A 26,976-nucleotide genomic window follows, 5' to 3' on the forward strand; every position below is an offset into this window, starting at 1 on the left:
GGCCCGGACCGGGGCCGTACCGGGAGCGGCGCGCCGACGGGCTCGACGCGCGGCGCGCCATCCGCGCCCGCGCCCGCCGGACCGTTGCTCCCGGGTCAGCGCGCGGCGCGGGAGCCGCGCAGGGCGAGGCCGGCTCCGCCGGCCGCGCCGAGTACCAGCAGGCCGAGCGCACCGAGCGTGGCCCCGTCGGGGTGGACCAGCGGCTGTCCGCGCAGCGCCTGCCACGTCACGAGGGCCAGCAGACCGGCGTACGCACCCGCGGCGACCCAGACGAGCCGGACCCGGACCGGCTCGCCCAGCCGGGGGAAGAGGCGGGCCACCAGGATGGCGGAGAGCGGAAGCAGCTGCAGCGCGTGGATCCCGACGAAGTGCGGGATGCGCAGGTCGCCGCCGGTCGTGCTCCAGGTCAGGAACGGCAGGCCGGGCCCGCCGTCGGGCACCCCGACGCTGTGCGCGCCGACGATCGCCAGCCGCTGCCCGGCGTCCATGGCGGCCTGCTGCTCGGGGGTGGGCATCACCATGAGCATGCCGAGCGCCAGACCCACCAGCGTGACGACGAGCCCCAGCCGGATCGCCAGCGTGGTGGCCCGGTCGCCCAGCCGCTGCACCATGGCCAGCAGCGCGATGACCAGGGTGGCGGCCCAGAGGACGTAGATGGTCAGGGCCATCACGACGGTGAAGTTCGCGTCCAGCGACGTCGCCTGGTTGAAGTGCAGCTGGCGGCCCCGGATCCCGATCTGCACCACCATCAGGACCATCTCGACGGCGAGCGCCACGGCCACCACCGTCCCCATCCACCAACCCGTACGGCGGGCCCGCCGCGACAGCGACAGCAGCCAGGAGAGCGTCGCCGCGTAGATCGCGATGGAGATGGTGAACTTCAGCGGCTTGAGCCAGATCGGCGCGCCGACGAGGACCCGGTCGTCGAGCAGCAGCCCGCCGACGGCGACCAGTCCGAGCAGCACCATGGCGGCGGCGACCAGCAGCAGGGGTCGGTGCCAGCGGGGGAGAGGGCCGTCGGGGCGCACCGGGGCGGCGGCCGGTGCGGTGAGCGTCTGCGTCATGCCTCGATGCTCGTCCCGTCGTCGGCCGGAAACAGCCCGGCAGACCGGCGGATCGGGGGTAGGGGCAGCCGTACCCGCGCCGCGCCGCCGCCCGGCGGAGACGGCCGGTCGGTCAGCCGGCGGCGGGGTACGCGCGACGCTGAGCAGCAGCGGCGAGCGTACGCCGAGCAGGGCGGCGCAGCCGGCGACGACCTCGGCCAGCCACCCGACCGCGTCGCCCGACCACTCGGCCAGCTCTCCGCGCAGCACCATCCCGTGCGTCGGCGGGCCGTTCCGGAGGCCGTCGTGCAACGGCGGGGCGACGGTGGCCGCGCCGCCCGCGACGCCGGCGGAGGCGCAGACGAAGACGTCCTGGTCGAGGCCGGCGAGCCGGTCGGTGAGCCGCCGCGCGACGGCCGGGACGGACGGGTCCCGGCCGCTGTCGACGTGGACCTCCACCGCCGTGCCCGCTCCCGGCGCGCGGTCGGCGAACCAGTCCGTCGTCCGCGTGGCCGGCACGGGCGCGTACGGCGGGCGGGCGGCCGGATCGAGCCCCTGGACCGGCAGGAGGAGCTGTACCGCGGCCAGGTCCAGGCTCCCCGCCCGCGCCGTCACGTCCAGCGCGCAGCGCAGGAACGGCCGTACGGGCAGCGGCCGGTCGCCGGGCACCTCGCTGGCCTCGACCTGGAACCACGAGACCGGTCCCGCTCCGGCGGCGGCACGGGGATGCCCCCAGCCGGCGTCGTTCATGCCCCACAGCCCCGGCGCGCGGCGCAGGCCGTCCTCCGCGCCGCCCCCGGCCGACCGGTCGTCGAGCCAGCCCATGGCGATCGACCGCTGGTGAAAGAGCTGATAGGCGTCGTGCTCCGAATCGGGTTCGTGCCACGGGTGCGGCACCAGATCGCCGTAGAGGGCGGCGAACATGGTGCCGGCGGTGCGGCGGGACCCGGGCGCCAGCCCTGGCCGCGCGGCATCACTGCGCTTCGGCACGCCAGTCCTCCTCGCTTCGCTCGACGGCGCTACCCGGTTACGTAGTACACCCGTCGGCCGTCACAGGTAGGCCCGGCCGCCGAAGCCGACGAGCGAGTTGTCGTAGTACCAGTTCGGTCCGGTGCCGCCGGCGTACGGCAGGTCGGCGAGGGCGCCGTCGTACGCCTTGAAGATCTCGACCGAGCGGGTCAGGCAGTTGTCCCAGAGCAGGTGGTAGGCCCGGCCGTAGACCTCGTCCACCTTGCTCTTCGCGGCGCCGACCGAACTGCTCGGCGTGTCGCGGCAGCGGTAGTGGTCGTAGTACCCGTCCCCGTTGGTCACGTCGAAGGTCGCCAGCGCGCTCGACCAGTTCCCCTCGCGCCGCCAGCTCCAGTCGGCGTTCTCGGTGGCCCCGTAGATCCAGTCGTCGGCCGTGCCGACCCGGAACGCCCAGCCGACGTGCCCGGCCGTGCCGGCACCCTCGGTGGCGTTGAACAGGCAGACCCGCCCCGCACCGAGCGCCCGCGCGGGCGCGGCGCCCACCACGTCGAGCCCCATGGTCGCCGCGACCGCCGCCAGCGCCGCCGCGCCGATCCGGCGGATCCGTCCCCTCGTTCCCGTACGCATGCCGCCGCCCTCCCGTCGCCGTCCGCCGATGCCGTGCCCACCGGCCGGTACGGTCGATGATCGGCGCGGGACGGGGGTGGTGTCTGTGGTGTGCGGCGTCGGCAGAACCACCCACACCCGGCCGGCAGCGGACCGGTGCCGGACTCCGTCGACCCGGACTCGGCCGGGCGCGGGCGGGCGTCAGCCGGTCGCGGCGAGCGCCGCCACGCGGCGGGCGAGCCGGGCGGCGGCCTCCCGCAGCTCGGGCGGGTCCAGCACCCGCGCCTCGAAGCCCAGCCGGGCCACCTGCATGGCGAGCCAGTCCAGGTCGTCCGCGCCGGCGACGAGCAGGCACCACCCGTCGCGGTCGTCCTCGACGCGAGCCGCCCGGGGCGGCACCAGCTCCCGCACCCGGTCGGCGCTGGCGCGCACCCGCACCCGGGCGACGTACCGGTACGGCGCCGCGGCCACGGACCGCTGCACGTAGGCGGCGGGGTCGGGATGCTCCCTCGCCCGGAACCGCAGGGTCGTCGCCACCGCCTCGCGCATCCGGTCCAGCCGGAAGGTGCGCCAGTCGTCGCGGTCGACGTCCCAGGCCATCAGGTACCAGCGCCGGCCGGTGGCGACCATCCGCACCGGCTCGACCGTGCGCTCGCGCTCCGCGCCGTCGCGGCCGGCGTACCGGAACCGCACCCGTACGGCGTCGCGGCAGGCCCGCGCGAGCGTCACCAGCACCTCCGCGTCGATCTCGATGCCGGGGCCGACGAGGATCTCGGTGGCGCCGTGCACCGCCCGCACCTCGGCGCGCAGCCGGGGCGGCATCACCTGGTCGAGCTTGGCGAGCGCCCGCAGGGCCGCCTCGTCCGCCCCGGCGACCGTGCCCCCGGCGGCCAGCCGCAGGGAGATCGCCGTCGCGATCGCCTCCTCGTCGTCGAGGAGCAGCGGCGGCAGCCGGGTGCCCGCGCCGAGCCGGTAGCCGCCGCCGACGCCCGCGGTCGCGCGTACGGGGTAGCCGAGGGCGCGCAGCCGCTCCACGTCGCGGCGTACCGAGCGGTCGGTGACCCCCAGCTCGGCGGCGAGTTCGGTGGCGGTCCAGGACGAGCGTCGCTGCAACAGCGCCAGCAACCGCAGCACCCGTTCGGTTGTCGCCTCGACGGTCACCCGCCCATCGTCGCACGGATCACGGAACGATCCTGTCCGCTATTTGCGGCAGGCTGGGCCCATGACCGACCAGACCTGGAATCCGCTGCTCCGCGAGCAGCTCGCGTGGCACTGGACCAGCCAACTGCGCGACCGCCTCGACGGGCTCACCGACGACGAGTACTTCTGGGAGCCCGTACCCGACTGTTGGAGCGTGCGCCCGCGCGGCACCGGCAGCGCACCGATACAGGCCGGCTCCGGCGCGGTGACCATCGACTTCGCGCTGCCGGAGCCCACCCCGCCGCCGGTCACGACGATCGCCTGGCGACTCGCGCACGTGATCGTCGGCGTGCTCGCGGTACGCAACGCCACGCACTTCGGTCGCGCGCCCGCCGACTACCAGTCGTTCGAGTACGCCCCGACCGCCGCCGAGGCGCTGGCCCAGCTCGACGCGGAGTACGCCACGTGGCAGGCCGGGGTCGAGTCCCTCGCCGAGAGCGGGCTAGCCCGCCCGTGCGGACCGGCGGAGGGACCGTTCGCCGGGCAGCCGATGGCGGCGCTGGTGCTGAACATCAACCGCGAGATGATCCACCACCTGGCCGAGGTGTGCCTGCTCCGCGACCTCTACCTGCACGGCCGGCACGAGACCCGGCGGGAGGCGAGCTGAGGTGGCCCGCGACGTACAGATCACCTTCGACTGCGCCGACCCGGCCGGGTTGGCGGCCTTCTGGGCCGAGGCACTCGGCTACCGGTTGCAGGACCCGCCGCGCGGCTTCGCCTCCTGGGACGAGGCCCTGGACGCGATGGGCGTGCCGGCCGAGCACCGCAACGACGCGTCGGCGGTGGTAGACCCGGAGGGCGCCGGGCCCCGGCTGTTCTTCCAGCGCGTGCCGGAGGGCAAGCAGGTCAAGAACCGGGTGCACCTCGACGTGCGGGCCGCCCCGGGGCTCGCCGGCGACGCGCGGATGGCGGCCCTGGAGGCCGAGGCCGAGCGGCTCGTCTCCCACGGCGCCACCCGGCTGCGGCGGTACGAGCCGGCACCCCCGCTCGGCGCCGGTCACATCCTGATGACGGACCCCGAGGGCAACGAGTTCTGTCTCGACTGACCGGCCGAGCGCGGCCCGGGGGACGTACCATCGCTCTCCCGGGCCGCGCCGCTGGTCTCCCCGGGCCGCGCCGCCGGTCGGGTGCGCCGCGTCGCCGGTGGTGTTCCGGGGCGTCAGACGGTGAGCATGATGGCGCGCTGCGGCAGGCCCAGCGTCTCGCCGCGCCGGAGCGGGTAGACCCCGGGATCGAGCCCCACCCGCCGCGCGGCGTCCAGGAAGTCCCGCAGCGGCGAGCGGAAGGCGGTGTAGTCGTCGTAGTGGACCGGTACGGTCACCCGCGGGCGGATCATCCGCAGCAGCTCGGCGCCCTGCCGGCCGTCCATCGTGACCAGTGCGCCGAGGACGCGCGTGCCGCCCAGGTGGATCAGCATCGCGTCGATCTCGGGGAAGCGGGCGGGCACCTCCGCCAGGCTCGGGTGGTAGAGCGTGTCACCGGTGATGTAGAGGCGCAGCCGCACCTGGCCCTGATCCTCGAAGTCGAGGATCGTGCCCATCACCTGCGGCAGCAGGAGGTTCACCAGGCCGCGCCCGTGCCGGCCCGGTACGGCGGTGATGCGCAGCAACTGGTCGCCGCGCCTGATCTCGTGGCTCTCCCACGTGGGGAGCGCCTCGGCGCCGGCGAAGCCCCAGCGGCGCAGCCTGCGCCGGGCGTGCGGCGTCGTGATGATCGGCAGCTGCTTGTCCAGGCCGGACCGGGCTACCCGGTCGAAGTGGTCGCCGTGCAGGTGGGACAGGACGACCGCGTCGAGGGGCGGCAACTCCTCGATTTCCATGGCGGGGTCGGTACGGCGCCGGGTCCACAGCCCGTACCCGAGGTGGGCGCGCTCCCCGTGGTGCAGGAAGTTCGGATCGGTCAGCAGGGTGAACTGGCCCACCGTGATCAGCGTGGTGGCGGTACCGATGAACGTGACGCTCGCCTGAGTCGGTGAAATTCCCGCCATGCCCGCACCCCCAGCAACCTGCCGGTATGTCCGCTCAGCCTCATCACAACACGGCGTCCCGGCCGCCCGCAGGGTTATCGGGTCGGGCGGTCACAGCAGGCCGGCGTTGCCGGCGAGCGCGGCCGCCTCGGCGCGCGTCGAGACGCGGAGCTTGCGCAGCAGCGCCGCCGTCAGCCGCTTCACGGTCCGCTCGGAGACGTGCAGCGCTTCGGCGATTTCGACCGTGCTCTGTCCCTTCGCAATAAGCTGCAGGAGCAGGCGCTCCTCGTGGTCGAGTACGGCCGAGACGGGCGGGCGCCGGGACACCGGCGCGAGCAGCGCCGCCAGCAGTTCGGCGGGGAGTACCGCCCAGCCGTCGAGGACCGCCAGCAGCGGCGGCAACAACTCCTCGGGCTCGCTGTTCTTGGGCAGATATCCCTCGGCGCCGGCACGCAGGGATTCGACCGCGAGTTCGGCCTCGGCCAGGCCGGACATGGCGACGATCCGTACCGCCGGCGTGGTGCGGCGGATGGCGGCGATGGCGCGGACCCCACCGGGAGGCGGCATGTGCAGATCGACCAGGACCAGATCGGGCGCGGATCCCCGGACCATCGACGCGGCGGCAGCGGCGTCCCCGGTCGAGCCCACGACCCGCGCGCGTCCGCCCGTCGCGGCGGGCAGCAGCAGCTCCAGGCCCCGGACGAAGAGGGGATGGTCGTCGACCAGCGCGATGCGGATGCTGGCCGGGCCGGGCATCTCCCGGCGTTACCCGGACCGACCCTGATCATGCGCCGGCGGGGAGAGCGAGTGGCGGCGGACGAACGGGCGGCACCCGGCACGGCGCCGGCAGCCGGTGCCGAAACGCTGCTGCTGCGGACGCTGTGCCACGAACTGCGGACGCCGATCAGCGCGCTCGGCTCGCTGACCCGGGCGCTGGTCGAGGAGACGGGAGGGCTCAGTCCCGCGCAGCGGCGGGCGATCCTGGCGCTCGTCCGGGAGCAGGTGCTGCACCTGGACGGCGTGTGGCGGCAGGCGGCGGCGCTGGCCGGCACCGCGCCACCCGCGTCCGAGCCGCGCCGGCCGCTGCGCGAGGTGCTCCCCGCGGTGCTCGGTCCCGTACCGCCCGCGCGGCTGCGCGTGCGGCTCGGGCGGGCGGCGGGGCAGCGGCTGGTGCCGCCGCAGGCGGTCCGGCAGGTACTGATCAACCTGGTGGAGAACGCGTTGCGGCACGGTCCCCCCGGCGGCCGGGTGTCGCTGCGCGCCACGGTCCGCCGGGGCGACCTGCTGCTCGTGGTGCTCGACGAGGGGCTCTCCTGCCACCGGCTGGCGGCGGCGTTGCGCCGCGCGTCCCCGCCCCCGGGCGGCTCCGGACTGGGGCTCTGGCTCGTCCGCCGGCTGGTGGAGGCGGAGGGCGGGCGGGTCGCGGCGTACCGGCGGCGACCGCGCGGGGTCGCGGTCGAGGTGGTCCTCCCCGCCGGTCCGGTGCGGCTCGCGGTGCCTCGGCGGTGGTCCCCGGCGGGCGTGCCGACGCCGAGCCGGTCGTGGCCGAGGCGCGCCCGGCGGCGGTCGGCGGTGGTGCGGGGATGGCCCCGTCGGGTCAGCGGTTGGCCCCGGTGGGCCCGCGGAACGGGAATGGCGCCGGTGTCAGCCATCCGTGGCCAAGGAGGGGACCGTGTTCAGTCACGTCAAGGATCTACAGTTCGAGGCCAGGCCGGACGCGCCCGACGCGGGCTTCGCCGCGCGGTTGCAGGAGGTGCTGGGCGGCAAGTGGGGCGAGATGACGGTCGCGAACCAGTACCTCTTCCAGGGCTGGAGCTGCCGGCTGCCGGGTAAGTACAAGGACCTGCTGCTCGACGTGGGGACCGAGGAGGTCGGTCACGTCGAGATGATCTGCACGATGATCGCCCGGCTGTTGGACGGCGCGCCGCTGTCGATCCAGGAGACCGCCGCGGAGGACAACCCGATGCTCGCCGCAATCTACGGCGGCTCGAACCCGGCGCACTTCATCCACGCCGGCGGCGGTCCGCTTCCGGTGGACAGCAACGGGGTGCCCTGGAACGGCTCCTACATCACTGCCAGCGGCAACCTGCTCGCCGACTTCCACCTGAACGTGACCGCCGAGGCGCAGGGCCGCCTGCAGGTCGCCCGGCTGTTCCACATGACCGACGACCCGGGCGTCAAGCAGATGCTGCGCTTCCTGCTGGCCCGCGACACCATGCACCAGAACATGTGGCTGGCCGCGATCGAGCAGCTGAAGGAGGACGGCCTGGAGGAGATGCCGGTCCCCGAGGCGTTCCCGGACGCCGAGCAGGAGAACTCGGTCGCCTACCAGTTCATCAACTTCTCGGCGGGCGAGGAGTCGGCCGAGGGGAAATGGGCCTCCGGTCCGACGCCGGACGGCAAGGCCGAGTTCAGCTACGCGACGCGCCCGATGACCAGCGCGCCCGAACCGGTACTGCCCGCCGCGGACCCACGGCTGCACGGCACGCCGCCGTTGGTCGGCCAGCCCACGCCCGACGGCTGGCGGCGCTGAGGACGGGCGATGGTCGAGCTGCTGCTCCGTCCGCTCGCGGACGCGTTCATGCGGGTCGGGTTCGGCTGAGGGGGCGACGGATGTACCCAGCCACCCGGGGCGGCGCGGACGTCCGCCGCGCGAGCGCCGGCGAGATCGGCGCGATCCGCGGCAAGCTGTACGCGTTCGCCGCCGCCACGGTCGTCGCCGCCCTCGTCGGGCTGCCCGGCTGGACCCGGCTCGCGCTCGCGGCTACCACGATCGCCATCCCGCTGGCCGTCGCCGTGCACGCGGGGCTGCCGGGGCTGCGGCTGCTGCTCCGGCCGCCGTTCAGGTCCATCCCTCGGGCGAGTCCCGCCAGCGGCGTACGGCGTCCCGTACCCGGTCGAAGACGGCGATCGGTGGCTCGGCGATGAGGGCGCCGTGGGCCGCCGCCCCGCCGTGCGTACCGGCCCGGGTCGGCGCCGCCGCCTCGGCCACCCGTACCGCGTCGGCCATCCGGCGCAGCTGCTCCGGCGCGGCGCTCTGCCGCAGGTACGGGAACTCCTCCAGCTCCTCCCGGCTCGCGTGCTCGACCATCGCCGTGGCGAACTCCGCCATCCGCGCGTCGAAGTCCGGATGGTCGACGCCGAGTTCGTACAGCTCGGCCAGGTCCCGCCTGGCCCGCTCCTCCTCCTGCTTGCGCGCCTCGACCAGCTCCGCGCCGTCGGCGATCGCCCGCTGCGCGGTCGGGTGCACCACGACCTCCTCGGCGACCTCGTGCGCCGCGAGCAGCCCGACCAGGGTCTCGAACAGCTCGCGCCTCCGGGCGCCGGGCCCGTCCGACAGCCGCCAGAGGAGGCTCCGGAGCCGGTTGTGCTGATCGAGCAGCAGGTCCAGAACGTCCTGTTCCACGCCGGTCGTCATCGCCGTCACCCTCCCCAGGCGCCGCTGCGGTCGCCGCGGCTTTCCCGGTACCGGCCCCGCCATGTGCGCGGACGGCACCCGGGCGGTACGCCACGCCGCCGCGTCGCGGGCACCGGCGCGGGATGAACGGGGCGTCCAGTGGGTAGTGGGATGGCATGACGACGAGCGCAGACGCCATCCTCATCGGCGGCCCCAGGGAAGGGAACACCGTACCGGCCGGGGACGCCGGCCTGGTCGAGCTGAAGATCGACGGGCTGATCCACCGGTACATCCGTACCACGCAGCAGCGGGAGCACGACGGCGCCGCGCTGACGGTCTACAACTACGACGGGGCGGTCTCGCCCACCGGCGGCGAGTCGGGCACCGAACCGGAGCCCGAGCGGCTCGCCTCCCCGATGGCCTCCGGCCAGGCCGAACCGCTGCGCCCGGAGGGGTAGGCAAAGCCGCTGCGGCCCGAGGGGCAGGCGGAACTGCCGCGGCCCGAGGGGGCAGGCGGCAGCGCCGCGCCCGGAGGGGGAGGCCGGCCCGGGCCGGGTCAGTCGGCCGGCCAGTGCCAGAGCATCTCCCAGCCCTCCGGGCCGCGTACCGGGATCTGCCGTTCCGGGCCGAGCGCCGCGCGCAGGCCCGCGGCCAGCCGCTCGCAGCGGTCCCCGAACGGCCGGTACCCGTACCGGGGGATCAGCCAGACGGCGCCGGAGCCCCGCTCGGCGGCGAGCCGGTCGGCCAGCCGGGCGGGGTCCTCCGCCTCGATCCGCCGCGCGTAGTCGGTCCAGTCCAGCCTGCCCGGGTCGTCCTGGTGCGGGAAGCTGACCAGCCGGGGGTGGGTGTGCAGCCGGCGTACCACGTCGGGCCCCAGCTGGTCCGGGCAGAAGACCAGGGTGTCGGCGTCGGTGAGGCGGCGGTCGAGCACCGCCGCGACGGCTCCGGCCTCGGTGCGCTGCTTGGTCACGAGCACCGCGTCGGTGGCGAGCCCGGTGGCGACCAGGCCGCCGACGAGCACGACGGTCCAGACCCGGGGCAGCAGCGCGGCACCGGTCCCGAGCAGCAGCAGCGCGAACGGCACCACCACGGCGGTGTACCGGCCGGCCAGCGCCGATCCGGTCAGCCAGGCGGCGACGTAGGCGAGCAGCAGGGTGGCGGCCCCGGCGGCGCCGAGCAGGCGGGTACGCCGGCCGCCGGAGACCGCCGCCCAGACGATCAGGGGCCAGACCACCAGCAGCAGCACCCGGGCGGGCGCCACGCCCGACGCGAACCAGTCGGCGATCAGGTTCGGCAGGACCTGGATGCCGCTGCGTCCGGCCCAGGGGGTGCCGGTGTGCCGGCTCTGGTACCAGAAGACCGGTAACCAGGCCAGGAACGGCACCGCCCCGGCGGCCAGCCCGACCAGGCACCACGCCGGCGCGGCGCGGCCGGGTCGCCGCAGCGCCACCAGCAGTCCCGCGCCCGTGGCGGCGTAGAGGAAGAGCGACCAGTAGTGGGTGAGCAGGAGCAGCGCGCTGACCAGCGCTAGCGCCGCCGCGCGGGCCGGGCCGGGCCGGCGGTACGCGCGCTCCAGCGCGAGCACGCCGAGCAGCACCAGCAGGACCTCCAGCGCGTACGGCCGGGCCTCGGTCGCGTAGCGCACCAGCCACGGGTTCGCCGCGGCCAACGCCAGCGTCACGGTGCCCGCGCCGTACGGGCGGGCCAGCCGGTGGAACAGCGGCAGCGCGGCGACCGCGAAGAGCCCGGAGAGGCCGCGTACGGCGAGGTCACCGTCGCCGAACAGCCTCATCCAGCCGTGCAGCAGCAGGTAGTACAGGGGTGGCGCGGCGTCGGCGCGCAGCGCGTCGACGAGCCGGGCCGGTGGCAGCGCGCTGATCGCGACGCTCTGCGCCTCGTCCAGCCAGAGCGGCGAGGTGGCCAGGAAACGCAGGGCGGCCCCGGCGAGCACCACCAGCGCGACCAGCGCGGTCAGGGCGGAGAGCCGGCCGCGCGGCCGGAGGCCCCGGCGTACCGTCATCCCTTGCCCTGGGACGCCCCCGCGAACGTCGGGGCGGCCCGCCCGCCGCCGCCGCGCGCCTCGCCCTTCCCCTCCTCCTGGTAGTCGTCCTCGACGTTGACCGACCAGAGGTCGTGCTCCGCGCCGGTGATGTTCTCGACCGCCAGCATCGCGGTGAGCATCGAGTGGTCCTGGTTGTTGTACTTGTGCATGCCGTTGCGCCCGACCGGGTACGCGTTCGGCACGGTCCGCTCCAGCCAGCGCCGGATCACCTCGACGTGCTCGGCGTACCCGGCGTCGTAGACGGGGTACGCCTTCGGCACGCGGACCACGTACCCGGCCTCCACCCGGCCGTCGACGAGCCCGAGCTGGGACAGCTCCCGGCCGGCCAGCTCGATCAGCTCGTCGTCCGGCTTCCGCCACAGCTCGTCGCCCTCGTTGACGAAGTACTCCAGCCCGAGGCAGGTGTAGCCGTCCTTCACCAGGTACGGCGACCAGGAGCCGAAGTTCTGCACCCGGCCGACGCGTACCCCCGGGGTGTGTACGTAGATCCAGTTGTCGGGGAAGACGTCCCGTACCGGCAGCACCAGCGCGACGGTGAGGAAGTCGCGGTAGGTCAGCGACCGGGCGGCCCGCGCCACCTCCTCGGGCGGGTCCAGCATCAGCACGAACTCGGTCAGCGGCATGGAGGAGATCAGCCGGTCGCAGGGGAGGGTCTCGGCGCCGCCGTCGCGGGAGACGGTCACCTCGGTGACGCCGGCGTCGGTACGCCGTATCCCGGTCACCGGGTGGTGCAGCCTTACCTCGCCGCCGCCCTGCTCGACCAGTTCCCGCGCCCGCGCCCACATCATGCCGGGGCCGAGCCGCGGGTACTCGAACTCGTTGATCAGAGTGGTGATCTCCTCCTTGCCCCGCCGGTTGCGGCGCAGCCGGCCTGGGCGCAGCGCCTCGCGTACCGCCCCGCCGAGCGAGAGGTTCTTGATCCGCTGGGCGGCCCAGTCGGCCTGGATCTCGGTCCCAGGCACGCCCCAGACCTTCTCGGTGTACGTCTTGAAGAACATCCCGTACAGCCGCCGGCCGAACCGGGCGCTGACCCACCCCTCGAAGGTGCTCTGGTCGCGGGGAGGCCGGATCCGGGCCATCGCGTACGAGCCGACGCAGCGGGCCGCCTCCAGCGGTCCCAGGTTGCGCAGCGCGTTCAGGGGCTTGAGCGGGTAGTCGAAGAGCTTGCCCCGGTAGAGGATACGGCTCATCCGGGGCCGGCTCAGGAAGTCCTCGGCCGGGAGGATCTCGTGCCACAGCTCGCGGACCGGGTCGACCTTCGTGAAGAAGCGGTGCCCGCCGAGGTCGAAGCGCCACCCGTCGCGCTCCTCGGTCCGGCTGATCCCGCCGACCTCACCGCTCGACTCCAGCACCGTCGGCCGGTACCCGGCCCGGACCAGCATCAACGCCGCGGTCAACCCGGCCGGCCCGGCTCCGACCACCACCACGCGTTCCCGCTCACCCGCGCCGGTCCCCCCGGCCCGTCCGCTCTCCACGGCGCTGCCTTCCCCAGACGGCGCGAACCACACGCCGGGCCGGTCGTGCGCCTCGGTCGCCTCGCCCCGGGCGGTCGGGGCGGCTCAGGCGGGGCCCGGCCGGCCCGACTCCGCCGAGCGGCGGGCGTTCAGGCGAGGGCGGCGGCCCGCTCACCGCCGGGCGACGGCTGCGGTACGGCGGTCGGGGCGTGCACCCGGGGTCGGCCGCCGTCCCAGGTGACCGGGGCGAGCCAGAGCTGCCGGCCGGGTGCGGCGTTCTCGTGGCCGGGCTGCCAGGCGTGGTAGAGCAGCCAGGTCTGGCCGGCGTACTCGATCATGGCGGCGTGCCCGGGGCCGGAGGCGACCGCGTCGGTGCGCAGGATCGGGTTCTCCGGGGCCTCCTGGCAGTCGCCGGCCGGGGTGGCGCAGACGGCGTACCCCTCGGCGTAGGAGCGGCCGTCGTAGGCGTTGGCCGAGAAGAAGAGGAAGAGCCGGCCGTCGTGCCGCCAGAGGAACGGCGCCTCGACCAGCGGCCCCTCCCAGGCTCGGGTCTGCTTCAGCAGCCGGTGCACCGGCCCGACCAGGTGCCGACCGTCGTCGGTGAGGCGCTGCGACTCCAGCCAGGTGTCGGCGCCGATCGAGTTGCCGTCGGTCTTCCAGACGAGCCAGAGGCTGCCGTCGCTGTCGCGGTACGGGCTGGGGTCGATCGCCCCGCCCGCCGGCACCGGGCAGACCAGCGGTGTGGGTGAATCGTCCCGGTACGGTCCCTGCGGCGTCCCGGCCACCGCTACCCCGACGCACTCGCGTCCGGAGGCGTGGTCGGCGGCGGTGTAGTACAGCAGGTACCGGTCGGGCGCGCGGTCGAGGATCTCCGGTGCCCAGGTCCGACCGGGGTCGGCCCAGCCCGGGAGCGCGGGCAGGGCGTCGCCGGCCGGGCTCCAGTGCACCAGGTCCGGCGAGGTCAGCAGCGGTACGTTCTGCCCGCCCGAATTGGTGTGCACGAGGTACCAGGTGTCGCCGACCCGGATCGCCTGCGGGTCGGGCGCGTCGCCCCGGTAGACGGGGTCGACGAACGTGCCGGCGCCGGGGAGGGCGCCGGCGGCGGTACCGGCCGGGTCCCGGAGGACGGCGCAGCCGGCGAGGGCCAGCACGGCCACCAGCAGCGCGGTCAGCGTCGCCGTGAGCTGGCGGCGAGAACGGGAGAGACCGGACACAAGACACGTTCCTCGACTCGGGGACAGTCGGCCGGACATCCGGGGCGGTACCGGCCGGGCACCGGCCCGCGCCGCCGTGACGTCACCGAGAGTGAACGCCTGGCACCCCGCCGGCCTTCCCCCGCCGGAGCGGCCCGGGCGGGAGCGCCGACCTGCCGACCGGCGCCGCAACCGCCGGTGCCGGCGGGGCGGATCCGCTTGACTGGAACCCGGGCGTCGGCGCGGACCGGCGCGGCGGCCCGGCACGGAGGCGGGGCGGTGACGGGATCCGAGGGCGGTACGGCGGCGCTGCGGCGGCCGGGTCAGGTCCCCGTCACCACCATGGAGCTCTTCTTCGACCTGGTCTACGTGCTCGCGGTGACCCGGCTGACGGACCTGCTGGTGGAGAACCTGACCCCCGCCGGCGCGGTCCAGGCCCTGATCCTGCTGCTGCCGGTCTGGTGGGCGTGGACCGACACCTCCTGGATCACCAACTGGTTCGACCCGAACCGGCCGGAGGTCCGGCTGATGCTGCTCGGGCTGACCCTGCTCAGCCTGGTCTTCTCGGCGACGCTGTCGGACGCCTTCGGCCCGCGCGGCCTCTGGGTCGGCGCGGCGTACGCGACGATGCAGGTCGGCCGCACCGTCTTCGCGGTCGCCATGCTCGGGGGCGAACCGGCCCTGCGGCGCAACTTCCAGCGGGTACTGGCCTGGAAGGCCACCGCCGGGACGCTCTGGGTCGTCGGCGGGCTGGCCCACGACGAGGCGCGGATCGCGATCTGGGTCGCGGCGGTGGCGATCGAGTACGTCGCCGCGGCGCTCGGCTTCTACACCCCCGGGTTGGGGCGCTCCACCACCGAGGACTGGCCGATCGAGGGACGGCACCTGGCCGAGCGGCACCAGTTCTTCATCCTGGTCGCGCTCGGCGAGTCGATCCTGATCACCGGTACCGTCTTCGGCCGCTCCCCGCCCGACCTGGCCCGGCTGGCGGCCCTGGTCTGCGCGTTCGCCACCACGGCCGCGCTCTGGTGGAGCTACTTCGACCGCAGCGCGCCGCTGGCCGGCGAGCGGATCGCGCGGGTGTCGGACCCGGGCCGGCGCGGGCGGGCCGCCTACACCTACTGGCACCTGCCGATGGTCGCCGGGATCATCCTCACCGCCGTCGGTGACGAGCTGGTGCTCGGCCATCCGAGCGGTCCGACCCGGTGGGGGATGGTGATCACCCTGCTCGGCGGGCCGGCACTCTTCCTGGCCGGGCACACGCTGTTCAAGCTGGCGATCTTCGACCACCTGTCGACCCCGCGGCTGGCGGCGATCGCCGCGCTCGCCGCCCTGGTCCCGGTGGGCCGGTTGATCCCGCCGCTGGCCCTCAGCGCCGCGTCGGCCCTGGTCCTGGCCGCGGTGCCGGCCTGGGAATCGGCGCGGACACCGCGACGGAAGGTGGAGGAGGAGGCGGAACGGGGTACATGAGCCCCCGGCACGGACCGCCCGGTCCGCGCCACCTCGGCGCCGGCCACGCCGGTCGGCCGCCAGAACCGGAAGGAGCACGTCGGATGAGCGAGGTGCGCTATCACGTGCGGGGCGGCAACCGGCTGCGCGGTACGGCGGTCGTCCAGGGGGCCAAGAACGCCGCCCTGCCGATGATCGGCGCCGCCCTGCTGGCCACCAGCGGCCGTACGGTGCTGCGGAACGTACCGGCGATCGCCGACGTACGCCGCGCGGTCGAGCTGGCCCGGCTGGTGGGCGCCGAGGTGGAGTACCACCCGGCCGACCGGCTGCTCGTCATCGACGCCGCCGGGGTGGCGAATCCGCTGCTTCCGGCCGAGCTGACCCGCCGGTTCCGGGGCAGCGTGCTCTTCCTCTCGTCGGTGCTGCACCGCTGCGGACAGGTGATCTACGAGGGGGCGGGCGGCTGCAACATCGGCACCCGGGGACTGGACTTCCACTACCGCGGCCTGGCCCGGCTCGGCGCGCACATCGAGGAGCACGACGGCACGATCCACGTCAAGGCGGGAGAGCTGCGCGGCGCCGATCTCTACCTGGACACCCCGTCGCACACCGGTACCGAGAATCTGATCATCGCGGCCGCACTCACGCCGGGGCGTACCGTGATCGAGAACGCCGCGCTCGAACCCGAGGTCCTCGACGTGATCGCCTTCCTCGACGCGATGGGCGCGCGGATCAGCGGCGGCGGTACCGGCCGGATCGTCATCGACGGCGTCGAGGAACTGCGCGCCGTGGAGCACACGATCATGCCGGACCGCATCGACGCCGGGGTGCTCTGCATCGCGACCGCGCTCACCGGCGGCGAGGTGACGCTGGTCGGGGGCAGCGTGCTCGACCACTTCGGCGTCTTCCGGCACAAGCTCGAACAGATGGGCGTGGTGCTGACCGCGGCGGGGGCGGTCACCACCGTCACCCGGCCCGGTCCGCTGCACCCGATCAACGTCATCACCGACACCCACCCGGGCTTCGCCACCGACCTGCAACCCCCGCTGCTGGCGCTCGCCACGCAGGCGCCCGGCGTCAGCTACTTCCGCGAGCGCATCCACGACGCCCGCTACGCGCTGGTACCGGAGATCAACCAGCTCGGCGCGCGGATCGCCGTGGACGGCGAGAAGGCGGTGGTGCACGGCCCGACCCCGCTGCGCGGCGCCGAGGTGGTCGCGCGCGACCTGCGTACCGGGATAGCGCTGGTCCTGGCCGGGCTGGTCGCCGAGGGGGAGACCGTGGTCGGCAACGGCGCGATGATCGAACGTGGGCACGCCGACCTGGTGACCCGCTTCGCCGCGCTCGGCGCCGACGTGCGCCGCGAGGTCGTCGACTGAGCCGCCCGCCCGCCCGCCGGCCGAGCCGATGAGCCGCCCGCCGGCCGAGCCGAGCGGCTGAGGACCGGTCGGCGACCGGGTCCAGGACGGCGGTCCGCTCGCGGGCGGTGTCGCGCGCGCTCTCGGGGTGGTGGCGGGGACAACACGGAGGAGTTCCGGCGGCGGGCTGGCCAAAGCGGACCACGGTCCGCTATTCTCGTGGAGCGCGACCGGACCGTGGTCCACTTAGGTGTGGGAGGGGGCCGAGACCAGGTCGTCGCGCTCGCGGGTCGGCCGCTGCCCACCGGGGCGACGCCGAACGCGACGTACCGCTCGGGCCCTCCCGCCCGAACGGCGCAAGGGCTGGCCGCGATCGGCTACGCCAACATTCGCGAGTTCGCGACGGCATCCCGGATCGGGTGGGCACCGGCCTTCCCGCCGAGTCTGCCGTCGTGGCCTGGGAGGAGAACCAAAGTGACCACTCTGCTGCACATCTCGGCGTCACCCCGAGGAGCCGACTCCGAGTCCCTTGCCATCGCCGAGACGTTCCTGAGTGCCTACCGGAGCGCGCACCCGGACGTCGCCGTCGACCACTGGGACCTGTGGGACGGCTCGCTGCCGCAGTTCGGCCCGGTTGCGACGGCCGCCAAGATGGCGGTCTTCGGCGGAGCTTCCTTCACGAGCGCCCAGGCGGCGGTTTGGGAGGACGTGAAAGCCACGTTCGAGCGGTTCGACCGCGCCGACCGGTACCTGTTCAGCGTTCCGATGTGGAACGCGGGCGTGCCGTACATTCTCAAGCAGTTCATCGATGTGGTCAGCCAGCCGGGCATGGTGTTCGGCTTCGACCCGGAACAGGGCTACAGCGGGCTGTTGCACGGCAAGAAGGCGGCGGTCATCTACACCAGCGCGGTGTACGGTCCTGGTCGCGGCCCGGCCTTCGGCTCCGACTTCCAGGCCAGCTACTTCGACGGCTGGCTGCGGTGGGCGGGAGTGACCGACATCGACCAGGTCGAGTTCCGGCCGAACCTGGCAACGGCGGACCCGGAGGCCGGCCGGCAGGCGGCGCAGGCACGCGCCCGCGAGCTGGCCAAGTCGTTCTGAGAACGGCAGCGCCCGATCGGTGCGCGGTTTGCCAGGCCCGGGCGTGTTTCATGGGCCGCGCTGAGCGCGCGGCCCTGCCAGGGCGCGGTGAGCCCCGACCACCGGCTGGGCCGGTGGGGGTTCGCGCACGATCCCGAACCGGCCGAGACCGCCGCGGCCGGCCCGGCCCTGCCGATCGATCGAACGCAAGAGGTCCTGGCAGGACCACCCGCGGGCTGGCACCGGACGAGCGAGGCGCGCCGGCCCCGACACCCGGCGCGTCGACCCCGCTCAGCGGCGCGGGCGCAGCGCGTCGACCCGGGCCACCGACTGGTCGATCCGGGCTTCGGTGAGCCGCCCCGAGCGCACCAGAGCGACCACGTCGTCGATCGTCTCGTCGACGACGTTCGGGTCGTACACCTGCTGGTTGGCGAAGACGAGCAGGTCGAGACCGGCCTCCAGGGCCAGCGCGACCGCCTCGTCCCGGCCGAAGCGGGCGGTGATGGCGACCGCCTGCATGTCGTCGCTGACGGTCGGACCCTGCCAACCGAGCCGGCCCCGCAGCAGGTCGGTCACGACCGCCCGTGACAGCGAGGCGGGCAGGTCCGGGTCGAGCTGCCGGTTGAGCAGGTGCGCGACCAGTACGGAGTCGGTCACGCCGCCGGCGATCAGCCGCTGGAACGGTTCCAGCTCCCGGGGCGTCCAGCTGTCGCTGACGTCCACCACGGCGAAGTCCGTGTTGGCGGTCGCGCTGCCGAGGCCCGGGAAGTGCTTGATCGACGTCTTGACGCCCGCGGCCCGGTGGACCTGGATCTCCTCGGTCGCATTCTTGACGACCACGTCGACCTGGTTGGAGAAGCTGCGTCCGAGCTTGGCGACGGCCGGATTGTCCGGGTTGACCGCGAGGTCGGCCACGGGCGCGTAGTTGAGGTTGAAGCCGGCCGAGGTGAGGCTGTGGACGAGGCCCTGGGCCCAGCCTCGGGTGGTGGCGGTGGAGTTGGCCGCGCCGATCTGGGCCTGCGACTGGCTGGCGGGGAAGCCGTCGCCCGGGTTCAGACGGGCCACCTTGCCGCCCTCCTGGTCGACCGAGACGATGAGCCGCCGGCCGGGTGAGGCGTCGCGCAGCGCCTTCGTGAGCGCGGCGACCTGCGCCGGCGAGGTGATGTTGCGGGGCTTGTCGGTCTGCAACTCGCGGTCGAAGAGGATCACGCCGCCGAGCCCGTCCCGGACCGCCCGCAGCACCCACTCGGCGTCCCGCGCCCGCTCGCCCCGGAAGCCGACCACGAGCAGACTGGCGATCTTGCGCCGGAGTGCCGCCTCGCCACGTACGGGGGCACCGGCCGAGGCGCCGCCCGAGGTCGGACCGGCCGTGGCGGCGGGCGTGGCGGCAACCTGCCGGGCCGCCCTCGGCGTGGCCGAGTCGCAGCCGGGCAGGGCCGAGACCGCCGCCGAGCCGAGGCCCGCGAGCAGCAGCCGGCGGGTCACGCGCGCGTCGCTCACGTCCTCCACGCTACGGCCGGGCGCGGCCCCGGGGCGGCGAAACGGCCGGCGGCGACCTCCGAGGGCGGCGGAACGGCCGGCGCCGATCGGTGCCCGCCGCGACAGTGTGCCCGCTCGGACGTGGCGCCGGGCGGCCGATGTCGGGTAGAAACACAGCCATCCATCCCTTCCGGCCCGGTGGGGTACCGGCCGCGGGATCGTGAGAGCGCTCTCTCGATCCGCTCGGCCGGTCACGCCAACCGGTACCCGTCCCCCGATAGGTAGGTCGATGAGAACAACCCCCGTACGCGGCGCGCGCACCCGCGCCGCCCTTCGCCGCCTGCTCGCCTGCTCGCTGGTCACGGTCGGCGTCGCCGGGCTGGTACCCGGCACGGCGGTCGCCGCCACCCGCCCCGGCGCGCCGGACCTCGGCCCCAACGTCTTCGTGTACGACCCGACGACCCCGACCGCGCAAATCCAGGCCAAGCTCGACGAACTCTTCGCGCGCCAGGAAGACAACGAGATGGGTACCGACCGGTACGCCGTCCTGTTCAAGCCCGGCCGGTACGACGTGGACGCCCGGCTCGGCTACTACACCACCGTCGCGGGGCTGGGCCGTTCCCCCGAGGACGTCGACATCCACGGTGCGGTACGCGTCGTCGGCCAGCCCGACCCGAACTCGCCGGCCGGCATCTCCGCCCTCACGAACTTCTGGCGCTCGGTGGAGAACCTCTCCGTCACGCCGACCGACTGGTCGAACCAGTGGGCGGTGTCGCAGGCATCCCCGATGCGGCGGGTCCACATCCGCGGCACCCTCTGGCTGGAGCCGGGCAACGGCGGCTACTCCAGCGGCGGCTTCATCGCCGACTCCAAGGTGGACGGCGTCACCATCAACGGCTCCCAGCAGCAGTGGCTGACCCGGGACAGCGAACTCGGCGACGCCTGGACGAACGGCGTGTGGAACCAGGTCTTCTCCGGCGTGCTCGGCGCGCCCGAGCAGGGCTTCCCGAACCCGCCGTACACGACGCTGCCGACCAGCCCGGTGACCCGCGAGAAGCCGTACCTCTACGTCGACGACTCCGGGGACTACCGGGTCTTCGTACCCGGGCTCCGGCACGACACGGCCGGTACGACCTGGGCCGACGGGCGGCGGCAGCCCGGCTACTCGCTGCCGCTGCGCGACTTCTTCGTCGCCCGCCCCGGCGACAGCGCACGCGAGATCAACCACGCCCTGGCGCGCGGCCGGCACCTGCTGCTCACCCCGGGCGTGTACCACCTGGACCGGGCGCTGCGGGTCACCCGCCCGGACACCGTGGTGCTGGGCCTCGGCATGCCGAGCCTCGCCCCGGACACCGGGGACGCCGCGCTGCGCGTCGACGACGTGGACGGCGTACGCGTGGCGGGCCTGCTGGTCGACGCCGGCCCCCGCCGCTCGGACGTGCTGGTCGAGGTCGGCGGGCGGCACAGCCACCGCGACCACGCCCGCAACCCGATCTCGTTGCAGGACGTCTTCTTCCGCATCGGCGGCCCCTGGCTGGGGCGGGCGACCACGAGCCTCGTGGTCAACAGCGACGACACGCTGATCGACAACATCTGGGCCTGGCGCGGTGACCACGGCAACGGGATCGGCTGGACCAGCAACACCGCCGACACCGGCGTGGTGGTCAACGGGGACGACGTGACCGCGTACGGGCTCTTCGTCGAGCACTACCAGCGGTACCAGACGATCTGGACCGGTGAGCGGGGCCGGACGGTCTTCTACCAGAGCGAGCTGCCGTACGACCCGCCGAGCCAGGCGGCGTGGACCAGCCCGACCGGCAACGGCTGGGCGTCGTACCGGGTCGCGCCCGGCGTACGCGCGCACGAGGCGTGGGGTCTCGGCGTCTACTCGTACTTCAACCAGGGCGTGGACATCCGTGCCGCGCGGGCCATCGAGGCGCCCCGGTCGCCCCGGGTCCGCTTCCACGACATGGTCACCGTCTTCCTCAACGGCAGCGGCGGCATCGAGCGGACGATCAACGAGGCCGGCGTACCGGTGGTCGGCTCGTACGGCACGAGCAACGTGGTCAGCTACCCGTAGCTCGGTCGGCGCGTACGGCGGGACCGCCCGGACAGCGGGACCGCCCCGCGCGACGGGACCGCCCGGACTGCGGCGTGCCCGGGAGGTCGGCGGAACGCCGACCTCCCGGGCCGCGCGCCGGAGGGAATTGACATTCGCCACGGTCCGGAGTTTCCTGTCATGCCAGAGCCATGCTTTGGCGAAAAGTTTCCAGAACGGGGGATGGGAATGCTCCGGATCCGACGCCGAGCGGGTGCGCTGCTGCTGGCGCTGGCGGCGGCGATCGTGCTCACGCCGGCGAGCGCCTCGGCCGAATCGGGCGGCACGGCCGGCGCCGCGGCGGCCGACCCGACGGTGACCTGCGACGGCAACGGCACCACCGGTCGCCGGGTGCAGCTGGTCTACGTGCGCGGCGACCAGACCGCCGACCGGTACGACCAGATGCTGCCGCAGTTCCGCACCTGGGCCAACCAGATCGACGCCGAGTTCGTCACCGCCGGCACGCAGACCGGCAACGCCCGGCACGTCCGGTACGTGCACGACGCCAACTGCGTCGCGGTGGTGAGCCGCGAGGTGATCCCGCAGGCCAGCATGGGCGCGCCGCAGAGCATCACCGACGTGCTGAAGACCCGTGGCTACAACCGGTCGGACCGCAAGTACGTGGTCTGGTACGACGCGCCCGGCTGCGGCCTCGCCTACGGCAACGGCGGGGACGACCGGGCCGCCGCGACCAACCCGTACAACGCCGGCCCGCACTACGCCACCGTCGGCACGAGCTGCTGGACCTGGCACGCCACCGCCCACGAGCTGCTGCACAACCTCGGCGCGGTACAGGCCTCCGCCCCGCACGGCACGCCGTACGGCCACTGCTGGGACGACGAGGACATCATGTGCTACGACGACGGCGGCCTCCCGTCGGGCGGACTCGTCAAGCGCTGCGCGGGCGCGCCGGAGAACCAGATCGACTGCAACCACGACGACTACTTCAACGTGAGCCCGGCGGCGAACAGCTACCTCGCCACCCACTGGAACGTCGCCTACAGCCTGTACCTGATCGACGGGGCGCCGGCGCACGGCGAGGCGCGTACCGACTCGGGCATCCCGGTGAACGTCCGTTCCGGCCCGCACACCAGCAGCCCGATCGTCGGTACGGTCGCCAGCGGCGCCTCGGTGCCGATCTACTGCCAGGTCGTCGGCGACACCGTCACCGGCAAGTACGGCACGTCGAACCTGTGGGACCGGATCCGCACCGGCGGCTACGTCTCCGACACGTACGTCTACACCGGCACGGACGGCCGGGTCGCGCCGAACTGCTGACCCTCACCCCACCCGCCCCCACCTCGTCGATCTAGGGCAAATCCCCGTAGTTTGATCTCCAATCACCACGATTTGCCCTAGATCGACGAGGAGTACCGCCCGGGCGTGGCGCCGAGGTAGCGGCGGAAGTGCCGGGTGAGGTGCGCCTGGTCGTGGAAGCCGACCGCGACGGCGACCTCGGCGGCCGGCTGCCCGGCGAGGAGCCGGCGGCGCGCCATGTCGATCCGCCGGCCGGTGAGGTAACGGTGCGGCGGCAGCCCGAACGCGCGGGTGAACGAGCGCACCAGGTGGCTGGGGTCGGCGTGCAGGACCTCCGCGGCCTGCCGCAGCGAGATGCCCTGCCCGGCGTGCGCGTCCAGGAGTTCTCGCAGCTCGTCGGCGAGACGGCCGGGCCGCGCCGGCGGTACGCCGGTACGCCGGCCGAGGTGCCGGCGCAGCCGCTCGCCCACGAAGGCGAGCCGGCTCTCCGCCTCGAACGCCTCGACGGCGTCGAGCCCCGCGCGGGCCGGACCGGCGCCGACGAGGGCGCGGTGCAACTGGTCGATCCGCTGGCGCAGCAGGGGATCGTGCAGGCTCGGCGTGCCGACCGCCGCGCCGATCAGCCCCGGGTCGAGGACCCGCTCGTCGAGGTAGAGGACCCGCTTGCGAAAGCCGTGGCGGGTGGCCGCGCGGCCGTCGTGGCTGACGTGCGGGGGCAGCAGGGTCACCTCGCCGCCGACCGCGCCGTGCCCGTGCCGGTCGAGGTCGTACCGGATCGCCCCGTCGTCGACGATCAGCAGGGTCCAGGTGTCGTGGGTGTGGGCCGGGTAGGCGTGCCCGACGAAGTGGGCGTGGAACACCTCGGTGATCCCGTCCACCGCTGGGCGCCAAGCCCTGACCTGCTCCGACGGGCGCGCGTAGGGCACATCAGAAACGTACAAGACCGGGCCGGGCCCGTCGGGCCAGAGTGAGGTGCATGACCGTTCCCGCTACGAAGATCGCTGTACTGCTCCGCGACGACCTGGCGAGCTGGCAGCGTCTCAACGTCACCGCCTTCCTCGTCAGCGGCATCGCGGCGAGCGTGCCCGAGACGATCGGCGAGCCCTACGCCGACGCCGACGGCACGAAGTACCTGCCGATGTTCGGCCAACCCGTCCTCGTCTTCGCCGGTGACCGGGCGGTGCTCGCCGCGGCGCACGGCCGGGCGCTCGAACGCGGCCTCGGCATCGCGGTCTTCACCGCCGATCTCTTCGCCACCGGCAACGATGAGGACAACCGGGCGGCGGTGCGGGCCGTGCCGCGGGCCGCGCTCGACCTGGTCGGGATAGCGCTGCACGGGCCGCGCAACGCCGTCGACAAGGCGCTCAAGGGGGCGCGCCTGCATCCCTGAGCCGGAGCGAGGGGCCGCCCGCTCGCCCGGACGAGCGGGCTACCCGCGCCCTGGGCTATCCGTCCCCTGGGCACGGCTCGCATTCCTGGGCGGGGGAGTGCGCGGGAGTGCGCCCGGGGGCCGGAAAGGACGGGACCGCCGCCCCGGCCGGGTGGCCGGGACGGCGGTCCCGGTGGTTTGTCGGACCTCCCGACGGGTCAGGCAGTGGGCTGCTCGGGGGCGGAACCGACCGCCCTGGTCTCCGCGTCACCGGAGGTGACGGCGATCCGGCGCGCCCCGGTGCCGGCGTACGCCCCGGCCACCCGGACGTTCAGCACGCCCGCGTCGTACGAGGCGCTGACCGCGTCGGCGGTCACGTGCGCCGGGAGGGTGAACGACCGGCGGAACGAGCCGTACCGGACCTCGCGTACCGTCCGGCCGTCGCGCTCCTCGGCGCGCTCGTCGCGGCGCTCACCGCGTACCACCAACCGGCCGCGGTCGACCTCTACCGTCACGTCCTTGTCGACGTCCAGCCCGGGCAGCTCGACCCGGACCACCGCGTCGTCGCCGTCGCGGGCGACCTCCGCGGCCGGGGTGAAACCGGTCGGCCGGGTCGCGACCGGCCCGAAGGCGCTCCGGACCAGCGCGTCGAACTCGGCGAACGGGTCCCGTCGGGTCCACAGCGAAACCGTGCTCATCATGCTCTCCTCAGGTACCACTGGACCGGCCGTACCGGCCGGCATCAGAGGTAACTTGAGTCGACCCGACTCAATTCCCGTTCCGGGCGGGAGAGTTGTCGGGGTGGTATGAGGTGCAATGGAGCGGGAAGCACGCAACTCGGGAGGGGTGGGCATGGACGCCAACGAGATCGAGTTCCTCAAGGTCGTCCCCATGTTCCCGGTCCGGGACGTCCCCGCGGCCGTCCGCTTCTACGCCGGGACGCTCGGGTTCGCCGTCGGCGGGCAGAGCGGGGAAGAGTTCGCCTCCGTCTTCCGGGGACCGATCGCCGAGGTCAACATCTACCTGCGGCGCGAGACGGAGCCGTTCACCCCGGCCGAGTGCTTCGTCCTGGTCGAGGACCCGGACGCCCTGCATGACGCGTACGCCGCGCGCGGCGTACGCGTGATCGAGCCACCGCACGACACCGAGTGGGGCTACCGGCAGTTCACCCTCGCCGATCCGGACGGGCACCGGCTGCACCTGTTCCGCTTCCTGAGCTGACGGGCCGCCCGGAGGCTCAGCCCGCCGCCTTGGAGGCTCAGCCCGCCGCCTCGGGGGCTTAGCCCGCGCTCAGCCCGCCGCCTCGGGGGAGAAGGGGCGCGGCTCGACGAGCACGAGCCAGTTGCCCGAGTTGTCCCGCATGACCGCCTCGACGCCGTACGGGCGCTCGGCCGGCTCCTGCAGGAAGGTCACGCCCTTCGCGCTGAGCTCCTCGAACGTCTTGCGGCAGTCGTCCACCCGCAGGCCCAGCCCGCCCATCTCGCCCTTCTCCAACTGGCGCCGGTAGAAGTCGGCCGCCTCCGGGTTCAGCGGGGGGCCGGGCACCATCAGGGTGACCTCCAGCTCCGGTTGGCTCGGGTGCCGCAGGGTGACCCAGCGGAAGCCCTCGCCCATCGAGACGTCGGTGCCGGCCTCGAAGCCGAGCACGTCGACGTAGAAGTCGCGCGCCTTGTCCTGGTCGAGGCAGTAGACCGTGACCAGCGAGATGTTCGTAATCATGCGACCAAGCTAGTCCCCGCCGATCGGCCGGGGCTTCTCCGAGATTGCGCCGTTCCCGCTGGTGGGGGCGGGGGTCGCGGTACCGGGCAGGTCGAGCACCCCGCGCATGAACAACCAGCAGCCGGGCACGTGCGGGCCGCCCCGGGCCGCCCACCGGTCGCGGTAGCCGGTCGGGCTCTCGCCGACCAACTGGGCGAAACGGGACGAGAACGAGCCGAGGCTGGCGAAGCCCACCGCCATGCAGACCTCGGTGACCGTGAGGTTGGCCGAGCGGAGCAGGTCCTGGGCCCGCTCGATCCGGCGCCGGGTCAGGTACCGGATCGGCGTCTCGCCGTACGTGGCCTCGAAGCAGCGGGCGAAGTGGAACTTCGAGACGCCGGCCACCCGGGCGAGCTGGTCGAGGTCCAGCGGCAGCCGGTAGCGCCGGTCGATGTGGTCGCGGGCCCGGCGCAGGTGGGGGAGCAGTTCGACCGCGACGGTACGGGCCGTGCGGTTGGCCGCCGGCCGCCCGGTTCGCGTGCGGGCACTGCCACGGGCCGTCATACCGCCAGGTTAGGGCCCGTATCGTCGCCCCGCGCACCCGGGCCGGCCGCTCGGCGCCGGGCCCTCGCGGCCGGGCCGCTCGTCGTCGGGGCGCCGGGTCCGCGGTGCGGGCCTCGCGCCCGCGTACGGCGGCGGCGCGGGGTGCTGTCAGCGGCCGTAGATCCGCCTGATCATGCGGGCGATCCGGGCGACCTGCGCGGGGGTGCGTTCGAAGGTCATCGTGGGCAGCGGCGAGCGCCCCCGCCGACGCGCGATCGACTGGCTGCGGCTGAACTCGCGCAGCCCGTCGTCGCCGTGGGTACGCCCGAAGCCGGAGTCGCCGACGCCCCCGTACGGCAGCCCCGCCACCGCCGTGAAGCTCAGTACGGAGTTGATGGCGACCATGCCGGTGCGCAGTTGGCGGGCGATGGTGGTGGCGTTGCGTTTGGCGAAGACGGCGGCGCCGAGGCCGTAGCGGGTGTTGTTGGCGTGGGTGATGGCTTCGTCGGTGGTGGCGACGCGGGTGATGGTGAGGGTGGGGCCGAAGGTCTCCTCCTGGACGGCGGCGGCGTCGGGAGGGACGTTGGTGAGGATGGTGGGGTGGACGTAGGGGGGTTGGATGGCGTCGGGTCCGCCGAGGGGGGCGTGGGCGCCGTGGGCGAGGGCGTCGTCGATGTGGCGGCGGATGGTGTCGATCTGGGCGGGCATGGTGATGGGGCCGATGTCGGCGTTGTCGGGGCCGACGGTGAGTTTGC

The 26,976-nt window shown here is 74.1% G+C and carries 27 protein-coding genes and 1 pseudogene; 13 read left to right on the forward strand and 15 right to left on the reverse strand.

What is annotated here, in order from left to right:
* Nucleotides 1-95 precede the first annotated feature (95 nt).
* The 3 genes from AB0J86_RS07125 to AB0J86_RS07135 all read right to left on the reverse strand — a co-directional run bounded on the left by AB0J86_RS07125 (nucleotide 96) and on the right by AB0J86_RS07135 (nucleotide 3,779).
* Complete coding sequence (locus AB0J86_RS07125) at nucleotides 96-2,033, reverse strand: hypothetical protein (RefSeq protein ID WP_363853802.1); 1,938 nt, start codon at nucleotides 2,031-2,033, stop codon at nucleotides 96-98.
* 60 nt (nucleotides 2,034-2,093) lie between these two features.
* The gene (locus AB0J86_RS07130; RefSeq protein WP_363853804.1) at nucleotides 2,094-2,639 is read right to left on the reverse strand and encodes a hypothetical protein; all 546 of its coding nucleotides are present in this window, start codon (nucleotides 2,637-2,639) and stop codon (nucleotides 2,094-2,096) included.
* Nucleotides 2,640-2,819: 180 nt separating this feature from the next.
* On the reverse strand, nucleotides 2,820-3,779 hold the full coding sequence (locus AB0J86_RS07135; protein ID WP_363853807.1) for a YafY family protein: 960 nt from the start codon (nucleotides 3,777-3,779) through the stop codon (nucleotides 2,820-2,822).
* A gap of 61 nt (nucleotides 3,780-3,840) precedes the next feature.
* Here AB0J86_RS07135 and AB0J86_RS07140 point away from each other — a divergent pair, with 61 nt between their 5' ends.
* On the forward strand, nucleotides 3,841-4,425 hold the full coding sequence (locus AB0J86_RS07140; protein ID WP_363853809.1) for a DinB family protein: 585 nt from the start codon (nucleotides 3,841-3,843) through the stop codon (nucleotides 4,423-4,425).
* A gap of 1 nt (nucleotide 4,426) precedes the next feature.
* Entirely contained in the window at nucleotides 4,427-4,864 is a 438-nt protein-coding gene (locus AB0J86_RS07145; RefSeq protein WP_363853812.1) for a VOC family protein, read from the forward strand.
* 113 nt (nucleotides 4,865-4,977) lie between these two features.
* On the opposite strand, the gene AB0J86_RS07150 is transcribed toward AB0J86_RS07145, so the two are convergent.
* Nucleotides 4,978-5,805, reverse strand: coding sequence for an MBL fold metallo-hydrolase (locus tag AB0J86_RS07150; protein WP_363853815.1), 828 nt, complete (start codon nucleotides 5,803-5,805; stop codon nucleotides 4,978-4,980).
* Nucleotides 5,806-5,895: 90 nt separating this feature from the next.
* On the reverse strand, nucleotides 5,896-6,540 hold the full coding sequence (locus AB0J86_RS07155) for a response regulator transcription factor (RefSeq protein ID WP_363853818.1): 645 nt from the start codon (nucleotides 6,538-6,540) through the stop codon (nucleotides 5,896-5,898).
* A 30-nt stretch (nucleotides 6,541-6,570) separates the two neighbouring features.
* On the opposite strand from AB0J86_RS07155, the pseudogene AB0J86_RS07160 reads away from it, so the two are divergent.
* The 3 genes and pseudogenes from AB0J86_RS07160 to AB0J86_RS07170 all read left to right on the forward strand — a co-directional run.
* A pseudogene (locus AB0J86_RS07160) lies at nucleotides 6,571-7,248 on the forward strand (HAMP domain-containing sensor histidine kinase); the annotation flags it as partial.
* 208 nt (nucleotides 7,249-7,456) lie between these two features.
* Nucleotides 7,457-8,317, forward strand: a complete 861-nt coding sequence (locus AB0J86_RS07165; RefSeq protein WP_363853821.1) for a manganese catalase family protein — start codon at nucleotides 7,457-7,459, stop codon at nucleotides 8,315-8,317.
* An 80-nt stretch (nucleotides 8,318-8,397) separates the two neighbouring features.
* Nucleotides 8,398-8,712, forward strand: coding sequence for a hypothetical protein (locus AB0J86_RS07170; protein WP_363853823.1), 315 nt, complete (start codon nucleotides 8,398-8,400; stop codon nucleotides 8,710-8,712).
* Here AB0J86_RS07170 and AB0J86_RS07175 read toward each other — a convergent pair.
* Nucleotides 8,627-9,202, reverse strand: a complete 576-nt coding sequence (locus tag AB0J86_RS07175) for a hemerythrin domain-containing protein (RefSeq protein ID WP_363853825.1) — start codon at nucleotides 9,200-9,202, stop codon at nucleotides 8,627-8,629. The genes AB0J86_RS07170 and AB0J86_RS07175 overlap by 86 nt on opposite strands.
* A gap of 155 nt (nucleotides 9,203-9,357) precedes the next feature.
* On the opposite strand from AB0J86_RS07175, the gene AB0J86_RS07180 reads away from it, so the two are divergent.
* Nucleotides 9,358-9,639: a hypothetical protein gene (locus AB0J86_RS07180; protein ID WP_363853828.1), complete on the forward strand. Its 282-nt coding sequence runs from the start codon at nucleotides 9,358-9,360 to the stop codon at nucleotides 9,637-9,639.
* A 98-nt stretch (nucleotides 9,640-9,737) separates the two neighbouring features.
* On the opposite strand, the gene AB0J86_RS07185 is transcribed toward AB0J86_RS07180, so the two are convergent.
* The 3 genes from AB0J86_RS07185 to AB0J86_RS07195 form a co-directional block, all read right to left on the reverse strand.
* Complete coding sequence (locus AB0J86_RS07185) at nucleotides 9,738-11,201, reverse strand: glycosyltransferase family 39 protein (RefSeq protein ID WP_363853831.1); 1,464 nt, start codon at nucleotides 11,199-11,201, stop codon at nucleotides 9,738-9,740.
* Nucleotides 11,198-12,718 carry an NAD(P)/FAD-dependent oxidoreductase gene (locus AB0J86_RS07190; protein WP_363853834.1) on the reverse strand — a complete coding sequence of 507 codons (1,521 nt, stop codon included), beginning with the start codon at nucleotides 12,716-12,718 and terminating at the stop codon, nucleotides 11,198-11,200. Before AB0J86_RS07190 ends, AB0J86_RS07185 begins: the two co-directional genes overlap by 4 nt.
* A 128-nt stretch (nucleotides 12,719-12,846) precedes the next feature.
* A complete protein-coding gene (locus tag AB0J86_RS07195; RefSeq protein WP_363853837.1) occupies nucleotides 12,847-13,911 on the reverse strand; it encodes a glycoside hydrolase family 43 protein in 1,065 nt (354 codons plus the stop codon).
* Nucleotides 13,912-14,169: 258 nt separating this feature from the next.
* Between AB0J86_RS07195 and AB0J86_RS07200 the strand changes: the two genes are divergently transcribed.
* The 3 genes from AB0J86_RS07200 to AB0J86_RS07210 all read left to right on the forward strand — a co-directional run bounded on the left by AB0J86_RS07200 (nucleotide 14,170) and on the right by AB0J86_RS07210 (nucleotide 17,798).
* Nucleotides 14,170-15,360: a low temperature requirement protein A gene (locus AB0J86_RS07200; RefSeq protein ID WP_363853839.1), complete on the forward strand. Its 1,191-nt coding sequence runs from the start codon at nucleotides 14,170-14,172 to the stop codon at nucleotides 15,358-15,360.
* An 83-nt stretch (nucleotides 15,361-15,443) separates the two neighbouring features.
* Entirely contained in the window at nucleotides 15,444-16,718 is a 1,275-nt protein-coding gene (gene murA / locus AB0J86_RS07205) for a UDP-N-acetylglucosamine 1-carboxyvinyltransferase (protein WP_363853842.1), read from the forward strand.
* Nucleotides 16,719-17,171: 453 nt separating this feature from the next.
* On the forward strand, nucleotides 17,172-17,798 hold the full coding sequence (locus AB0J86_RS07210) for an NAD(P)H-dependent oxidoreductase (protein WP_363853844.1): 627 nt from the start codon (nucleotides 17,172-17,174) through the stop codon (nucleotides 17,796-17,798).
* Nucleotides 17,799-18,068: 270 nt separating this feature from the next.
* Here the strand turns inward: AB0J86_RS07210 and AB0J86_RS07215 are convergent, their stop codons facing one another.
* The gene (locus AB0J86_RS07215) at nucleotides 18,069-19,277 is read right to left on the reverse strand and encodes a glycoside hydrolase family 3 N-terminal domain-containing protein (protein WP_363853846.1); all 1,209 of its coding nucleotides are present in this window, start codon (nucleotides 19,275-19,277) and stop codon (nucleotides 18,069-18,071) included.
* Nucleotides 19,278-19,545: 268 nt separating this feature from the next.
* Between AB0J86_RS07215 and AB0J86_RS07220 the strand changes: the two genes are divergently transcribed.
* Nucleotides 19,546-21,336: an adenylyl cyclase gene (locus AB0J86_RS07220; RefSeq protein ID WP_363853849.1), complete on the forward strand. Its 1,791-nt coding sequence runs from the start codon at nucleotides 19,546-19,548 to the stop codon at nucleotides 21,334-21,336.
* Nucleotides 21,337-21,543: 207 nt separating this feature from the next.
* The gene (locus AB0J86_RS07225) at nucleotides 21,544-22,632 is read left to right on the forward strand and encodes an SH3 domain-containing protein (protein ID WP_363853852.1); all 1,089 of its coding nucleotides are present in this window, start codon (nucleotides 21,544-21,546) and stop codon (nucleotides 22,630-22,632) included.
* A gap of 77 nt (nucleotides 22,633-22,709) precedes the next feature.
* On the opposite strand, the gene AB0J86_RS07230 is transcribed toward AB0J86_RS07225, so the two are convergent.
* Nucleotides 22,710-23,537, reverse strand: a complete 828-nt coding sequence (locus AB0J86_RS07230) for an AraC family transcriptional regulator (protein ID WP_363853855.1) — start codon at nucleotides 23,535-23,537, stop codon at nucleotides 22,710-22,712.
* A gap of 50 nt (nucleotides 23,538-23,587) precedes the next feature.
* Here AB0J86_RS07230 and AB0J86_RS07235 point away from each other — a divergent pair, with 50 nt between their 5' ends.
* Entirely contained in the window at nucleotides 23,588-24,001 is a 414-nt protein-coding gene (locus AB0J86_RS07235) for a DUF2000 domain-containing protein (protein WP_363853858.1), read from the forward strand.
* Between the two features lie 197 nt (nucleotides 24,002-24,198).
* Here AB0J86_RS07235 and AB0J86_RS07240 read toward each other — a convergent pair whose 3' ends face one another.
* On the reverse strand, nucleotides 24,199-24,678 hold the full coding sequence (locus AB0J86_RS07240; protein ID WP_363853861.1) for an Hsp20/alpha crystallin family protein: 480 nt from the start codon (nucleotides 24,676-24,678) through the stop codon (nucleotides 24,199-24,201).
* A 154-nt stretch (nucleotides 24,679-24,832) separates the two neighbouring features.
* Here AB0J86_RS07240 and AB0J86_RS07245 point away from each other — a divergent pair, with 154 nt between their 5' ends.
* Nucleotides 24,833-25,201: a VOC family protein gene (locus AB0J86_RS07245; protein WP_363853864.1), complete on the forward strand. Its 369-nt coding sequence runs from the start codon at nucleotides 24,833-24,835 to the stop codon at nucleotides 25,199-25,201.
* 69 nt (nucleotides 25,202-25,270) lie between these two features.
* Here AB0J86_RS07245 and AB0J86_RS07250 read toward each other — a convergent pair whose 3' ends face one another.
* The 3 genes from AB0J86_RS07250 to AB0J86_RS07260 form a co-directional block, all read right to left on the reverse strand.
* Nucleotides 25,271-25,699 (reverse strand): VOC family protein, encoded by a 429-nt coding sequence (locus tag AB0J86_RS07250; protein WP_363853867.1) that lies wholly within the window; start codon nucleotides 25,697-25,699, stop codon nucleotides 25,271-25,273.
* Nucleotides 25,700-25,708: 9 nt separating this feature from the next.
* Nucleotides 25,709-26,242, reverse strand: coding sequence for an AraC family transcriptional regulator (locus AB0J86_RS07255; RefSeq protein WP_363853870.1), 534 nt, complete (start codon nucleotides 26,240-26,242; stop codon nucleotides 25,709-25,711).
* Nucleotides 26,243-26,389: 147 nt separating this feature from the next.
* On the reverse strand, nucleotides 26,390-26,976 hold a 587-nt coding region (locus AB0J86_RS07260; RefSeq protein WP_363853873.1), incomplete at its 5' end, for an aldehyde dehydrogenase family protein.

The sequence above is a fragment of the Micromonospora sp. NPDC049559 genome, assembly GCF_040676675.1.
In the GTDB taxonomy this organism is placed as follows: domain Bacteria; phylum Actinomycetota; class Actinomycetes; order Mycobacteriales; family Micromonosporaceae; genus JBFAPK01.